This is a genomic window from Ochrobactrum chromiisoli (assembly GCF_026241335.1).
Classification (GTDB): Bacteria; Pseudomonadota; Alphaproteobacteria; order Rhizobiales; family Rhizobiaceae; genus Brucella; species Brucella chromiisoli.
Map to the genome: position 1 here is coordinate 160,698 of NZ_JAPHAV010000001.1, position 13,310 is coordinate 174,007.

A 13,310-nucleotide genomic window follows, 5' to 3' on the forward strand; every position below is an offset into this window, starting at 1 on the left:
GAGGAAATGCTATGACGGCTGAAAGCGCCCGCAAAGCAAGTATCGAACGTTCAACAAAAGAAACGAGCATTGCCGTTTCTGTCGATCTGGACGGCAACGGCAAGTTCGACATTACAACCGGTGTCGGCTTCTTCGATCATATGCTGGAGCAGCTTTCGCGACATTCGCTCATCGACATGCGCGTCATGGCCAAAGGCGATCTGCATATCGATGATCACCACACGGTGGAAGATACGGGCATTGCGCTTGGTCAGGCTGTGGCAAAGGCGCTGGGTGAGCGTCGCGGCATTGTGCGTTATGCATCGATGGATCTTGCTATGGACGATACGTTGACGGGTGCTGCGGTCGATGTTTCGGGCCGTGCCTTTCTGGTCTGGAACGTGACTTTCACAACAGCCAAGATCGGCACTTTCGACACCGAGCTGGTGCGCGAGTTCTTCCAGGCTTTTGCGATGAATGCAGGCATTACGCTGCATATCAACAATCACTATGGTGCCAACAATCATCATATTGCAGAATCGATCTTCAAGGCTGTCGCAAGGGTTCTGCGCACGGCACTGGAAACCGATCCGCGTCAGAAGGATGCAATTCCTTCGACCAAGGGGTCGCTGAAGGGATAAGCCAATGGCGCAATTCGTCGTTCTGGAGAAAGAAGGCGCTGACGGCGCTGAAAACTCTGTCTTTGTGCGCGACGGATTCTATACTTTGGCGCTGATCCTGCCTGTTGTCTGGCTGTTGTTGCAGCGACTGTGGTTTGAGGCTTTTGCGGTTTTGGGTCTAACGATCCTGCTTGGATTTGCCGGTGCCATGCTTGGCATCTCCAATGCGGTTCCCCTGATCACCTTGGTGTTTTCGCTCTTTGTGGCGCTGGAAGGCGCCAACTGGAAGATTGCAAAACTCAAGCGGCAGGGGTTTGGCGAGAAAGCAGTCATCGATGCGGCTGATCTGGAAGAAGCGGAAATGCGCTATTTCTACGGTCTCGCAGATGCGGCGCAGCCAACCACGGCTCTCAACGAAACGCCTCAACCTAAATGGGCGCAAGAGGCCCCTCGTCCCACCTATTCCTCATTTGGCTCGACGATCGGATTTGTCGGTCATCGCGGAGAAAACTGAAAATGCGTGTTGCAATTATCGATTATGGTTCCGGCAATCTTCGCTCGGCCACCAAGGCCTTTGAGCGTGCAGCCCATGAAAGCGGTGTGAAAGCGGACATCGAACTCACAGCGGATGCGGATCGTGTGGCGAGTGCCGATCGCATCGTGCTGCCGGGTGTCGGTGCCTATGCCGACTGCCGCCGTGGCCTTCATGCGGTTCCTGGCATGGTGGAAGCACTGGACGATGTGGTTCTGAAAAAGGCGCATCCGTTTCTTGGCATCTGTGTGGGCATGCAATTGATGTCCGAACGCGGCCTTGAAAAGGAAGTGAGCGAAGGTCTCGGCTGGATTGCCGGCGATGTGCGTGAAATGACGCCATCCGACCCAACGCTCAAAATTCCGCAGATCGGCTGGAACAGGATTCACGTGAAACATTCGCACCCGGTCTTTGATGGTATCCACACCGGCGAAGACGGTTTGCATGCTTATTTCGTGCATTCCTATATGTTCGACGCGAAGAACAAAGCCGACGTGCTGGCCGTCACCGATTACGGTGGTGATGTGACTGCAACGGTGGGCCGCGACAACATGATCGGCACGCAGTTCCATCCTGAGAAGAGCCAGTTGCTCGGTCTCTCGCTCATTGCCAATTTCCTGAAATGGAAGCCTTGAAGATATGATCCTTTTCCCCGCTATCGATTTGAAAGACGGTCAATGCGTGCGCCTCAAGCTTGGCGACATGGATCAGGCGACCGTTTACAATGAAGACCCTGGCGCACAGGCCAAAGCTTTTGAGGATCAGGGCTTTGAATGGCTGCATGTGGTCGATCTCAACGGTGCCTTTGCCGGTGAAAGCGTCAACGGCAAGGCTGTTGAAGCCATTCTCAAAGCCACCAAAAATCCGGTTCAGCTTGGTGGCGGCATCCGCACACTCAAGCATATCGAAAGCTGGCTTTCCAAGGGGCTGCGCCGCGTCATTCTCGGCACAGTCGCCGTGCGCGATCCGGCGCTGGTGATTGAGGCCTGCAAGGAATTTCCGGGTCAGGTTGCCGTCGGCATTGACGCCAAGGGCGGCTATGTCGCGGTTGAAGGCTGGGCGGAAGCCTCTGAGCTTGGTGTGGTGGAACTGGCGAAAAAATTTGAAGGTGCAGGTGTTGCAGCCATTATCTATACCGACATCGACCGTGACGGCGTTCTGGCTGGCATCAACTGGGATTCAACGCTTGGTCTTGCAGACAGCGTTTCCATTCCGGTGATTGCTTCGGGCGGTCTTGCCTCCATGGAGGACATCAAACGCCTCGCCGCACCCGATGCCCGTAAGCTTGAAGGCGCAATTTCTGGTCGCGCGCTTTATGATGGCCGTATCAATCCGGCAGAAGCACTATCCCTGTTGAGGGCCGCAGCATGACACTCAAAGCACGCGTAATCCCTTGTCCCGACGTGAAAGACGGGCGCTACCGGCTGCCCGCAGCGAATAGTCCGGCGCAGGCCGGACCGCGAGGACAGGCAAAGCTAAAAAGAGACACGGCAGATCGAGGACAAAAATGCTGAAAGCACGCGTGATACCCTGCCTCGATGTAAAAGACGGCCGTGTCGTTAAGGGCGTCAACTTTGTCGATCTGATTGATGCCGGTGATCCGGTGGAAGCAGCGCGCGCCTATGATGCGGCGGGCGCGGACGAATTGTGCTTCCTCGACATCACGGCGTCTTCGGACAATCGCGAGACAATTTTCGATGTCATCGCCCGTACAGCCGAACAGTGCTTTATGCCGCTCACCGTTGGCGGCGGCGTGCGTCAGGTGGCTGATATTCGCAAGCTGCTGCTTGCCGGAGCCGACAAGGTTTCGATCAACACGGCTGCGGTCAAGAACCCGGAATTTGTTGCGGAAGCCGCTGATAAGTTTGGCAATCAATGCATCGTTGTGGCCATTGATGCCAAAAAGGTTTCGGGTGAAGGCGAGAGTGATCGCTGGGAAATCTTTACCCATGGCGGCCGCCAGACGACCGGCATTGATGCGGTGGAATTTGCGCAGAAGGTGGTGAGCCTGGGCGCCGGTGAAATCCTGCTGACTTCGATGGACCGTGATGGCACCAAGGCCGGCTATGACGTGGCGCTGACGCGGGCTGTTGCAGACAGCGTGCGCGTTCCGGTGATCGCTTCGGGCGGCGTTGGCAATCTGGATCACTTGGTGGCAGGCATCCGTGATGGTCATGCAACCGCGGTTCTTGCAGCATCCATCTTCCATTTCGGCACCTATACGATTGGCGAAGCCAAGCGCTATATGGCCGAGGCTGGCATTCCGATGCGGCTCGATCCGGTCCGTTGATTATACAGCATGTCGCGGAAACGTGGGAACCGGTTTTCCGATAACGCCATGCGCAAAAGCCTAAAGGAAATCCGATGAGCGAGTTCACCCTTTCCGACCTTGAACGCATCGTCGCAGAGCGTGCAAATTCAACGGATGGATCATCCTATACGGCAAGTCTTGTGGCCAAGGGCCAGACGCGCGCTGCCAAAAAGCTTGGCGAAGAGGCCGTTGAAACGGTGATTGCAGCCGTTGAGGGAAACCGCGCGGAAGTGGTCACGGAAAGCGCCGACCTGCTTTATCATCTGCTGGTGGTTCTGAAGATTGCAGACGTCCCGCTCAATGAGGTTCTTGCAGAGTTGCAGCGCCGCACGGCACAGACGGGCCTTGAGGAAAAGGCCGGTCGTTCGAAGGCGTAAATGCAGATCAAACACGAAGTGCTTGAATTGGCGTTGAGGGAGAGCAGCGACAATATGTGGGAAAAAATAGACCAGCTAACGCCGTCGCGTTACTCGCCTTACCGTTTTTTTTCGGCGCAAGAGTGGGCAGGCTTTCGCGCTGATACCCCCCTCACCCTTACCTATGAAGAAGTCAAACGGCTGCGCTCGCTGGGCGATCCGATTGATCTGGATGAAGTGCGGCGCATTTATCTGTCGCTGTCGCGCCTGCTCTATGCGCATGTGGAAGCAAGCCAGCTTCTGTTCCGCCAGCGCCAGCAGTTTCTCAATATGGAGGACAGTTTCAAGACGCCCTTCATCATTGGCATTGCAGGCTCTGTGGCTGTGGGGAAATCCACGACTGCGCGTATTCTCAAAGAACTGCTTGCGCGCTGGCCTTCAAGCCCGAAGGTCGATCTGGTGACGACGGATGGCTTCCTCTATCCCAACGCGATTCTGCGCGATCAGAACATGATGGAGCGCAAGGGTTTTCCCGAAAGCTATGATGTGGGCGCGCTTTTGCGTTTCCTGTCGGCGATCAAGGCAGGCATGAGCCGTGTGCGTGCACCGCTTTATTCGCATTTAAGTTATGACGTGCTGCCAGGCGAATATCAGATTGTCGACAAGCCCGACATTCTGATCTTTGAAGGCATCAATGTTTTGCAGGTCCGCGATCTGCCGGAAGACGGCAAAATGGTGCCCTTTGTCTCCGATTTTTTCGATTTCTCGATTTATATCGATGCGGAGTCGGAGCTGATCCACAAATGGTATATTGACCGTTTCATGCGTCTGCGTGAGACGGCTTTCGTCAATCCGCAGTCGTTCTTCCATCGCTATTCGCAGCTTTCTCAAGATGCGGCCCGTTCTATCGGCGAAGGCCTCTGGAACAATATCAACATGAAGAACCTGCGCGAAAACATTCTTCCCACCCGCCCCCGCGCCGATCTTATCCTGCGCAAAGGCAGCGATCATCTGATCGAAGAAGTGGCGCTTCGAAAGATTTAAATCTCAGGAAACCAGAATGGCGCAAGTGCTGGAAATGTATCAGGTGGACGCGTTCACCAAACATGTCTTCGCCGGAAACCCTGCGGCGGTTCTGATCCTGAAAGACTGGCTGAGCGATGCGACCATGCAGGCAATCGCTGCCGAAAACAATCTCGCGGAAACAGCTTTTGCATGCCCTGCAGAGGATGGCTGGAAGCTCAGATGGTTTACACCGACGCTTGAGGTCGATTTCTGCGGCCATGCGACTCTGGCAACGGCGCATGTTCTGGCTTGGCACCACAAGATTGATGGTGAACTGCATTTTCACACCCGCATAGGCGAGATCAGTGTTTCGCGCGCGGGCGACGATTATGTGCTTGATGTTCCATCCATTGCTCCCGACCAGCTTTCCGAGCTTCCTCCGTTCATAGCATCACTGTTTGAGAATGAGAGCGGAGCCACGTTCTTCAGAAATTTCGAGAATATCTATGTGCAGCTTGAGGATGAGGCTGCGGTCAGGGCTTTCGTCCCCGATCATATTCAGATTGAGAAACTGGGATCAGTCGGCCTGGTGATCACCGCGCGAGGATCGTCGCACGACTTTGTTTCGCGTTATTTTGCGGCGGGATCGGGTATCCCGGAAGATCCGGTTACTGGATCTATCCATGCGACGCTCGTTCCCTATTGGGCTCAAAAGATCGGGAAAAACAAACTGTCCGCTTATCAGGCTTCGGCCCGTGGCGGACATTTGGGATGTGAGCTGAAAGGCGACCGTGTCTTGCTCACCGGCAACGCCGTGACATTCATGAAATCCGAGATTTATATCCCGTAAAGAATAAGGGCGCCGAATAGTTCGGCGCCCTGATCGCTTTTGGGTCATTTTTGCAATCAAGCAAGCGGTGGAATGCGCAGCACCTGGCCTGGATAGATTTTATCCGGATGCGTCAGCATTGGCTTGTTGGCTTCAAAGATAATGTCGTTCTTTGCGCCCTTGCCTTTGCCATATTGGGCTTCGGCGATTTTCCAGAGATTGTCGCCCTTCTTAACCGTGTAGAAGACAGGTTCGGCACCGGTCGTCCCGGCATCGTCGACTTTTAGTTCAGAAGCTTCGACCTTGGAAACGCCCAGTGAGTTGCCGACGGCGATGATCGCTTTTTCAAAAGCTGACTGATCCTTCACATTGCCGCTCAGGACGGCTTTGTCGCCCTGCACGCTTACCTGCACACCATCGGTGCCGAGATTATGCGAATCGAGTTCCTTCTTCAGATCCTCGGCTTTGGGCTCATTTTCACCGAAGCCAAGCTTGGTTCCGACCGATTTCACGAAATCGAAAATTCCCATGGGCAAATCTCCTTGTTGTTAAGACCGTATCTTTCAATCAAACCCGTCATCGCAACCCGTGCGGCTTCCGGTTCGTCAATAGCCAGTAAGGTACAGCGCCCAACAAATTGGTCAAGTCCGGATTGTTCCCGGATTGTTCAATGAGTTCGGGCACTTAATTAGCATTTTAACAAGCTCTACCGGCCCAGATTGGTCTTCGCCAGCTCGACGATTTCATCGCCACGACCGCTGATGATGGCCTTGAGCATATAAAGGCTGAAGCCTTTCGCCTGCTCGGCCTTGATTTTGGGGGGCATGACAAGCTCTTGCTTGGCTGTCACCACATCAACCAGAACCGGACCATCATGGGCAAAAGCTTGCTTTAAGGCCTCCGGCAGATCAGCGGAATCCTCCACCCGGAATCCCTTGATACCAATGGCTTCGGCCATGGCTGCAAAATTCGGATTGTCGAGATCCGTTCCCGACGTCAGATAGCCGCCAGCTTTCATTTCCATGGCCACGAAGCCAAGCGAGCCATTGTTATAGACAATGATCTTGGCGGGCAGATTGAGCTGTTTCAGCGACAGGAAATCGCCCATCATCATGGTGAAACCGCCATCGCCGGACAGCGAAACGACTTGTCGTTCCGGTGCTGCACCCTTGGCGCCCAGCGCCTGAAGCATGGCATTGGCCATTGAGCCATGATTGAAAGAACCAAGCAGACGACGCTTGCCATTCATGGTGAGATAGCGCGCCGCCCAGACGGTTGGCGTGCCGACATCGGCTGTGAAGATCGCATCCGCATCCGCAATCTCATTGACGAGGCGGGTCAGATATTGCGGATGGATCGGCTGTCCCGGTTTTGACGGTACGGCCAGATCATCCAGTGCTTCGCGCGCCTTGGTATAATGCGTCTTGGCGGCATCGAGGAATTTCGTGCTGCGAGCGGATTTAAGCTTCGGCAGAAGGGCGGCGATTGTTTCCGCCACATCGCCCGTCACACCCAATGTCAGCGGCGCCCGCCGACCAAGCTGTGATGGATCATTGTCGATCTGAACGATCTTGGCCTTGTCGGGATAGAAATTGCGATACGGAAAACTGGTGCCAAGCATCAGCAGCGTGTCGCAGTTGAGCATGGCGTGATAGCCGGATGAAAAGCCGATCAATCCGGTCATGCCGACATCAAACGGATTGTCCCATTCGACATGTTCCTTGCCGCGCAGCGCATGGACAACGGGGGCTTCGAGCTGTTCGGCCAACGAGACCACCGCATCATGGGCGCCAGCACAGCCGCTGCCTGCCAGAATGGTGATTTTCTCAGACCCGTTGAGAATGTCTGCGAGTTTTGCGACATCCTGATCAGACGGAACCATCCGGGGAAGCGAGATCGGCGTCCAGTTTTGCTTGATCCCTTCGGGGGCTTGCTTGAGCGCCACGTCGCCCGGAATAACGATCACCGCCACGCCGCGCTTGCCAATGGCGGCACGCATCGCGCGGTTCAACACTTCCGGCATTTGTGCGGGATTGGAAACCAGCTCGACAAAATGGCTGCATTCACGAAACAGTTCCTGCGGATGGGTTTCCTGGAAATAATCCAGGCCAATTTCCGACGAAGGAATATGCGCTGCAATCGCCAGCACGGGTTCGCGGTTGCGGTGGCAATCAAACAACCCGTTGATGAGGTGCAGATTGCCGGGACCGCAGCTACCGGCACAAACGGCCAGTTCGCCGGTGACAGCCGCTTCCGCGCCGGCGGCAAAGGCTGCGGTTTCCTCGTGCCGGACATGCATCCAGTCGATTTTACCGAGCCGTCGCAGGCTGTCATTTAATCCGTTGAGGCTGTCACCGGTGACACCCCAGATACGCTTAACGCCCGCTTCGGCCAAGGTTTGAGCCAGAAGATCCGCAACAGTCATGCCCATGATCATTTCACCTTTTTCGCAATCTCACGCACTATCTAGTGCGCTTTGGCGAACAGGAAAGAATCAACTTCTTTTGATGTGCAGCAGCAGAATTGTTATGTCGTGCAGTCGCGAGATTTTGGCGCTCAGAGTGCGTAAAATAAAGGGAGCGCCCGTCTGGGTTAACGGCCAGATGTAGAGGCTTATTTCCCCTTTGACCTGTAAGCAGGTCTCGTCAACACACCTTGAGCCGAGCATTGGGCATTTACGTTTTTGGGCCGACCTGCACTCTGTGCAGAGTATCGGACGGCCCCATGGAAAATGAGCTTACTTGAAATCCCCTGTCATCCGCGAGGTCCGCACCTCAATGATGCGCATTCAGAAACGGATGACGCGCACGCTGTAAGGATAAAATCTTTTGCAACAGACCCTCTCTTATTGCGAGGTATTCAAATAATGAGCCCACAAATGAGGGCGCGCCTTCATCAAATCCATCAACATGATCGGGAGGACTATATCTTCGTGTCATAGATATCAGTTTATTAAAATGTAATTAGGTTTAAAATGGATACGTATTAACATCTCAAAATAATTAATAAATTGAATGGGATTATTATCATGGCAATAGTCGTTAAAGGGGATACTCTCCCAGATGAATGTGTAAGTGTAGTGAATGGATTTGGAATTGGATACAATGAACTTGCAGACGTTTATCTGATTCCAGGAGGGATTCAACTCCTTCCATCAGAGCAGTCTTATTATGAAATAGTATTTTTATCTGGAAGAAATGGGAGTTTAATAAATAAATTTCGTAGCCTAAGTCCTTCTAAAACCACTATAAAAGTCATATCTTATAATAATCATTATGTATTCCTCGGTTTGTATCCTTTTAGTGGTAATTCAGATATTCCGGAGGGTTTTGTTTCTGGTATAGGTTATGCATATTCAAGTGGAGCTGACATGACAAAGATCAATGTTATTGATCTTCCTGGTGAGTTGAAAGATTCATGCTTTTATACAGTGACATATGATAAGAAAAATAGAAATTATTACTTCGGTGGTGTGTTGCCAGATTATGATGGTGCGGCTTATGTTATAATTGATGAAGTAGAAAAGAAATACAAAGGTTGTATAAAAATAAAATCTCATATAAATATTACTGCATTTCAACCGCTATGCAGCAATAATGGTGTGTTGTACGTTCCTTCAAATACGCCTGGTAAGGTATATAATTGCATAGATAAATATGATGTACATGGAAATGTATTTATAGGTTCTATAATAGCGCTCAATACTTTTGACTCTTACTTAACTATTCACGGAATTAATTTAGATGATTATAATAATATATTGTATATTATTGTAACTTATAAAGATATTGGTAATAATTTTACTGAAGTGCAAATTTATGATATTAATAAAGGGGAGTTTATTGGTCATTTCTTATTGAATCTAATGCTCGCAGATGGGCAGAGAACATATTTAGATTCAAAGCTAAAAAGACTTTATTTATGTAGTTCAGAAAATATGATTGTTGTTGTTGATTTAAATAAAAAGAAGATAGTTAATACTATAAAAATTGAAACTAATGGACGAATTTGTTACTTCATATACTCTGAGCGTAATAATTCTGCACTTGTGATAACAGATCTAAATTCTCCAGATTCTTTATTGCAATGCTTTATTATTAAGGACATTAATACAGTAGATTCTACGGTCCTGTCGTAAAGTACTGGATATGCGAAAGGCGTGATTATTTCTGGGCGCACTTATGCTGCGCGGTCGGCAAAGGGCTGGATTGGCCAGCTGGTTTTTTGGATCATGTGAGCCAATCCTATCCCTGAAAGGTATCTGATACCCTATCGCTTCATAGCCGCATGATCGACGCATGCGCTTGGTTCTTCGTTGGTTTTCTGAAGGTTGCGATAGGAACCTGAATAGCGAGCATAAAAGAATACCGCATTCAGGATGATACTTTTGTGAAAGTGCTCCCTTTGAAATCCACTGTCATTTCTTTGTATCTCGCTCAATTATGCGCACTCGCGAGCGAATAGTGCATTAAGGGTGAAAATTTTGTACGAGCCGCCGTGGGGGCGAAACACGCTTCTTTTGATGTGCAGCAGCAGAATTGTTATGTCGTGCAGTCGCGGATAAAACGCGCAAGATAGGCGTCAAATTCCGCTGGCTGCTCGCGGAATGGCGCATGCCCTGCATTGTCAATCACGTGGGTTTTTGCTTCCCAGAGATTGCCGAATTTCACTTTTGAGACAAAAGCGAGTTCGACAAAAGGTTCGTCGCGACCATTGACGACTGCAATGGGAAGCTTTGCGCTGGCGACGATGTCGCGCTGGTTGCCGCCAGATCCAGCGGCAAATTTTTCAAACATGATGCGGCGTGCGCGTCCGTCAGTGCGGGCAACAATATCAAGAAGTGATGCATCGAATGGCTCGCCGCAGGTGCTGCGTGCATAAGATTCCACGTCACGCTCGGAAAACACCTCCTGCCCGGCAAGCGCCATATCAGGCCCGCTCTTGAACCCCTGCCCCACTTCCTCACGCGCCACAGGCGGTGTTCCGGTAATCATCAGGCCGCGCATGTCAGGATAACGGGCAATCATCTCGATACCGATATGGCCGCCAAGCGACCAGCCGAAAACAACGGCATCGGCAATGCCGAGCTTTTGCATGACCTCCGTCATTGCATCTGCATAGCCATCCATCGAATAGCTGCGATCAGGATCAATCGCATCTGCGGATTTGCCATGGCCCGGAAGATCAGGCGCAATGACACGCCATTTTTTGCCAATTTCACCTTCAAACTGTGGTGCAAAAATCGCGCCCGAACTTGAATTGCCATGGATCATCAGGAGGGGCGCGCCCGCGCCTTCACTTTCACGCACAGCAATGCGGCCATGGCTGGTTTCAAGCTCGTGATAATTGATTGTCATGTTGTCTGTTCCCACAGTCTGGAAATTTTAGTCAAAGGAAACCTTGCCACGGCCTTTTTTGATATCCGAGCGCCCGGATTTGGCTTTGAGGCGGCGTTCAACCGAGCCTTTGGTTGGTTTTGTTTTTCTGCGCGGCGGCGGTGGCGGAACGGCTGCTTCTTTGATGAGCGCAATCATCCGCTCGCGCGCATCTTCCCGGTTGCGTTCCTGCGTGCGAAAACGATTGGCCTCAATCAGAACGTCCCCATCCTTGGTGCCTTTCTGACCGGCAAGCTTGAAAAGTCGCGAAAGCACATCTTCGGGCAGGCCGGAGCGTGCCGCATGAAAGCGCAGCTGTACGGCAGTGGAAACCTTGTTGACGTTTTGACCACCCGGACCGGATGAGCGAATAAAGCTCTCCTCCAGATCGTCCTCGTGGATCGTCAGGCGGTTGGTGATGCGAATGATGTTGCGGCTTTCTTCCATGCTAAAAGTGATACACCGCTTTTTATCCGTTAGACAAAAGAAAAACCCGGCCTTTCGGCCGGGCTTTCCCTCCTCCTCAGGATGAATATGCTTATTCAGCCGCAATCTGGGTTGCAGGCGCTGCATCCCGCACGTCGTGATCGACATGGCTTTCGAATTTCTCGAAATTGGCTACGAACATATCGACAAGCTTTTGGGCCTGTGCATCGTAAGCGGTTTTGTCGGCCCAGGTCGAACGTGGATTGAGAATGGATGTATCCACGCCTGGCACTTCAACCGGAACCGCAAAGCCGAAATTCGGATCGGTACGGAACTCCGCATTGTTAAGCGAACCGTCAAGCGCTGCCGCAAGAAGTGCGCGGGTTGCCTTGATTGGCATACGCTTGCCGGTGCCATAAGCGCCACCGGTCCAGCCGGTATTGACCAGCCAGCAATCGACCTTGTGTTCGGCGATCAGCTTGCGCAGCAGATTGCCGTATTCCGATGGATGGCGCGGCATGAACGGCGCGCCAAAGCAGGTCGAGAATGTTGCTTCCGGCTCGGTCACACCCTTCTCAGTACCGGCAACCTTGGCGGTATAGCCTGACAGGAAGTGATACATGGCCTGTGCTGGCGTCAGCTTGGCAATCGGAGGCATCACGCCGAAAGCATCAGCGGTGAGCATGATGATGTTCTTCGGCTGACCGCCCTTGCCGCTCGCAGAGGCATTCGGGATGAAGGGAAGCGGATAGGCGCAACGGGTGTTTTCGGTGAGTGAGCCGTCATTGAAATCCGGCTGGCGATTTTCATCCAGCACAACATTTTCCAGAACCGTGCCGAATCGCTGCGTGGTCGCATAAATTTCCGGCTCGGCTTCTGCCGAAAGACGAATCGTTTTTGCATAGCAGCCGCCTTCGAAATTGAAGACGCCATGCTCGCCCCAGCCATGTTCGTCATCGCCGATCAGCGTGCGGCTTGGATCGGCCGAAAGCGTGGTCTTGCCGGTGCCCGACAGGCCGAAGAACACAGCCGTGTCGCCGTTCGGGCCTTCATTGGCCGAGCAATGCATCGGCATGACGCCCTTGGCGGGCAGAAGATAGTTGAGAACGGTGAAGACGGATTTCTTCATTTCACCGGCATAAGACGTGCCGCCGATCAGAACGATCTTGCGGGTAAGATCGACCGCAATCACCGTTTCTGTACGCACACCATAGCGGGCAGGATCAGCCTTGAAGGAAGGCAGATCAATGATGGTCAGTTCAGGCACGTAAGATGCAAGCTCTGCTTCTTCCGGGCGGATCAGCAGATTGCGGATGAACAGCGAGTGCCATGCATATTCGGTGACAACACGGGCATTGATCTTATTGTCTTTGTCGGCGCCGCCAATCAAATCCTGTACGAAAAGCTCCTTGCCCTTCGCATGTTCGATGAAATCGGCATGAAGAAGCTCAAAAGCTTCCGGCGACATCGGCTTGTTGTTGTCCCACCACACCTGATCATCGGTGTTGGCATCGCGAACCACGAATTTGTCTTTTGGCGAGCGGCCTGTGTGCTGGCCGGTGCGTGCAACAAGCGCACCCTGCGCAGAAAGCTCTGCTTCGCCACGGCGAATGGTTTCTTCATAAAGCCGTGCGGGTCCAAAATTATAAAAGACTGCGGACAGTTCCTTCAATCCTGAAGTCGCAATGGAAGCGGCAGTGTTGTGAATGCCGGTCTCTTTCATGGTCTCTCCGCCATCTGGTTCGAAAGTTGGTTGGCCCCTTTGTCATCGGGATGGCAGTCAGAAGCAGATTAATTAAATTAAATCAAATATTTAATCGATTTAAAAAAATTGAAAATTTTTTAAATCGTTTAATTTTTCGGTTACGATGACGATC

The 13,310-nt window shown here is 52.1% G+C and carries 14 protein-coding genes; 9 read left to right on the forward strand and 5 right to left on the reverse strand.

Features of this window, described 5'->3' with window-relative positions:
• Positions 1 to 11 precede the first annotated feature (11 nt).
• From hisB to OPR82_RS00850, 8 genes are all read left to right on the forward strand, one after another.
• The gene (gene hisB, locus OPR82_RS00815; RefSeq protein WP_265982452.1) at positions 12 to 620 is read left to right on the forward strand and encodes an imidazoleglycerol-phosphate dehydratase HisB; all 609 of its coding nucleotides are present in this window, start codon (positions 12 to 14) and stop codon (positions 618 to 620) included.
• 4 nt (positions 621 to 624) lie between these two features.
• On the forward strand, positions 625 to 1,113 hold the full coding sequence (locus tag OPR82_RS00820) for a DUF2628 domain-containing protein (protein ID WP_265982453.1): 489 nt from the start codon (positions 625 to 627) through the stop codon (positions 1,111 to 1,113).
• A 2-nt stretch (positions 1,114 to 1,115) separates the two neighbouring features.
• The gene (hisH, locus tag OPR82_RS00825; RefSeq protein ID WP_265982454.1) at positions 1,116 to 1,766 is read left to right on the forward strand and encodes an imidazole glycerol phosphate synthase subunit HisH; all 651 of its coding nucleotides are present in this window, start codon (positions 1,116 to 1,118) and stop codon (positions 1,764 to 1,766) included.
• 4 nt (positions 1,767 to 1,770) lie between these two features.
• On the forward strand, positions 1,771 to 2,502 hold the full coding sequence (hisA, locus tag OPR82_RS00830) for a 1-(5-phosphoribosyl)-5-[(5-phosphoribosylamino)methylideneamino]imidazole-4-carboxamide isomerase (protein ID WP_265982455.1): 732 nt from the start codon (positions 1,771 to 1,773) through the stop codon (positions 2,500 to 2,502).
• 136 nt (positions 2,503 to 2,638) lie between these two features.
• A complete protein-coding gene (gene hisF, locus OPR82_RS00835) occupies positions 2,639 to 3,421 on the forward strand; it encodes an imidazole glycerol phosphate synthase subunit HisF (protein ID WP_265982456.1) in 783 nt (260 codons plus the stop codon).
• A 74-nt stretch (positions 3,422 to 3,495) separates the two neighbouring features.
• Positions 3,496 to 3,819, forward strand: a complete 324-nt coding sequence (locus OPR82_RS00840; protein ID WP_265982457.1) for a phosphoribosyl-ATP diphosphatase — start codon at positions 3,496 to 3,498, stop codon at positions 3,817 to 3,819.
• A gap of 54 nt (positions 3,820 to 3,873) precedes the next feature.
• Positions 3,874 to 4,842, forward strand: a complete 969-nt coding sequence (gene coaA, locus OPR82_RS00845; RefSeq protein ID WP_265983805.1) for a type I pantothenate kinase — start codon at positions 3,874 to 3,876, stop codon at positions 4,840 to 4,842.
• A gap of 16 nt (positions 4,843 to 4,858) precedes the next feature.
• Positions 4,859 to 5,653, forward strand: a complete 795-nt coding sequence (locus OPR82_RS00850) for a PhzF family phenazine biosynthesis protein (protein WP_265982458.1) — start codon at positions 4,859 to 4,861, stop codon at positions 5,651 to 5,653.
• A 56-nt stretch (positions 5,654 to 5,709) separates the two neighbouring features.
• Here OPR82_RS00850 and lysM read toward each other — a convergent pair whose 3' ends face one another.
• Both lysM and poxB read right to left on the reverse strand, forming a co-directional pair.
• Entirely contained in the window at positions 5,710 to 6,162 is a 453-nt protein-coding gene (gene lysM / locus OPR82_RS00855; protein ID WP_265982459.1) for a peptidoglycan-binding protein LysM, read from the reverse strand.
• Between the two features lie 176 nt (positions 6,163 to 6,338).
• Positions 6,339 to 8,063: a ubiquinone-dependent pyruvate dehydrogenase gene (poxB, locus tag OPR82_RS00860; RefSeq protein ID WP_265982460.1), complete on the reverse strand. Its 1,725-nt coding sequence runs from the start codon at positions 8,061 to 8,063 to the stop codon at positions 6,339 to 6,341.
• A gap of 597 nt (positions 8,064 to 8,660) precedes the next feature.
• Between poxB and OPR82_RS00865 the strand changes: the two genes are divergently transcribed.
• The gene (locus OPR82_RS00865; protein WP_265982461.1) at positions 8,661 to 9,770 is read left to right on the forward strand and encodes a hypothetical protein; all 1,110 of its coding nucleotides are present in this window, start codon (positions 8,661 to 8,663) and stop codon (positions 9,768 to 9,770) included.
• Between the two features lie 403 nt (positions 9,771 to 10,173).
• Here the strand turns inward: OPR82_RS00865 and OPR82_RS00875 are convergent, their stop codons facing one another.
• From OPR82_RS00875 to OPR82_RS00885, 3 genes are all read right to left on the reverse strand, one after another.
• Complete coding sequence (locus OPR82_RS00875; protein WP_265982462.1) at positions 10,174 to 10,989, reverse strand: alpha/beta fold hydrolase; 816 nt, start codon at positions 10,987 to 10,989, stop codon at positions 10,174 to 10,176.
• Positions 10,990 to 11,016: 27 nt separating this feature from the next.
• Entirely contained in the window at positions 11,017 to 11,454 is a 438-nt protein-coding gene (arfB, locus tag OPR82_RS00880) for an alternative ribosome rescue aminoacyl-tRNA hydrolase ArfB (RefSeq protein ID WP_396996008.1), read from the reverse strand.
• A gap of 91 nt (positions 11,455 to 11,545) precedes the next feature.
• Positions 11,546 to 13,156, reverse strand: coding sequence for a phosphoenolpyruvate carboxykinase (locus tag OPR82_RS00885; protein WP_265982463.1), 1,611 nt, complete (start codon positions 13,154 to 13,156; stop codon positions 11,546 to 11,548).
• Positions 13,157 to 13,310 lie beyond the last annotated feature (154 nt).

What these genes read in the sequence shown, in the direction of transcription:
- hisB (WP_265982452.1), top strand. Translation starts at nt 12, where the DNA reads ATGACGGCTGAAAGCGCCCGCAAAGCAAGTATCGAACGTTCAACAAAA.
- OPR82_RS00820 (WP_265982453.1), top strand. Translation starts at nt 625, where the DNA reads ATGGCGCAATTCGTCGTTCTGGAGAAAGAAGGCGCTGACGGCGCTGAA.
- hisH (WP_265982454.1), top strand. Translation starts at nt 1,116, where the DNA reads ATGCGTGTTGCAATTATCGATTATGGTTCCGGCAATCTTCGCTCGGCC.
- hisA (WP_265982455.1), top strand. Translation starts at nt 1,771, where the DNA reads ATGATCCTTTTCCCCGCTATCGATTTGAAAGACGGTCAATGCGTGCGC.
- hisF (WP_265982456.1), top strand. Translation starts at nt 2,639, where the DNA reads ATGCTGAAAGCACGCGTGATACCCTGCCTCGATGTAAAAGACGGCCGT.
- OPR82_RS00840 (WP_265982457.1), top strand. Translation starts at nt 3,496, where the DNA reads ATGAGCGAGTTCACCCTTTCCGACCTTGAACGCATCGTCGCAGAGCGT.
- coaA (WP_265983805.1), top strand. Translation starts at nt 3,874, where the DNA reads ATGTGGGAAAAAATAGACCAGCTAACGCCGTCGCGTTACTCGCCTTAC.
- OPR82_RS00850 (WP_265982458.1), top strand. Translation starts at nt 4,859, where the DNA reads ATGGCGCAAGTGCTGGAAATGTATCAGGTGGACGCGTTCACCAAACAT.
- lysM (WP_265982459.1), bottom strand. Translation starts at nt 6,162, where the DNA reads ATGGGAATTTTCGATTTCGTGAAATCGGTCGGAACCAAGCTTGGCTTC.
- poxB (WP_265982460.1), bottom strand. Translation starts at nt 8,063, where the DNA reads ATGGGCATGACTGTTGCGGATCTTCTGGCTCAAACCTTGGCCGAAGCG.
- OPR82_RS00865 (WP_265982461.1), top strand. Translation starts at nt 8,661, where the DNA reads ATGGCAATAGTCGTTAAAGGGGATACTCTCCCAGATGAATGTGTAAGT.
- OPR82_RS00875 (WP_265982462.1), bottom strand. Translation starts at nt 10,989, where the DNA reads ATGACAATCAATTATCACGAGCTTGAAACCAGCCATGGCCGCATTGCT.
- arfB (WP_396996008.1), bottom strand. Translation starts at nt 11,454, where the DNA reads ATGGAAGAAAGCCGCAACATCATTCGCATCACCAACCGCCTGACGATC.
- OPR82_RS00885 (WP_265982463.1), bottom strand. Translation starts at nt 13,156, where the DNA reads ATGAAAGAGACCGGCATTCACAACACTGCCGCTTCCATTGCGACTTCA.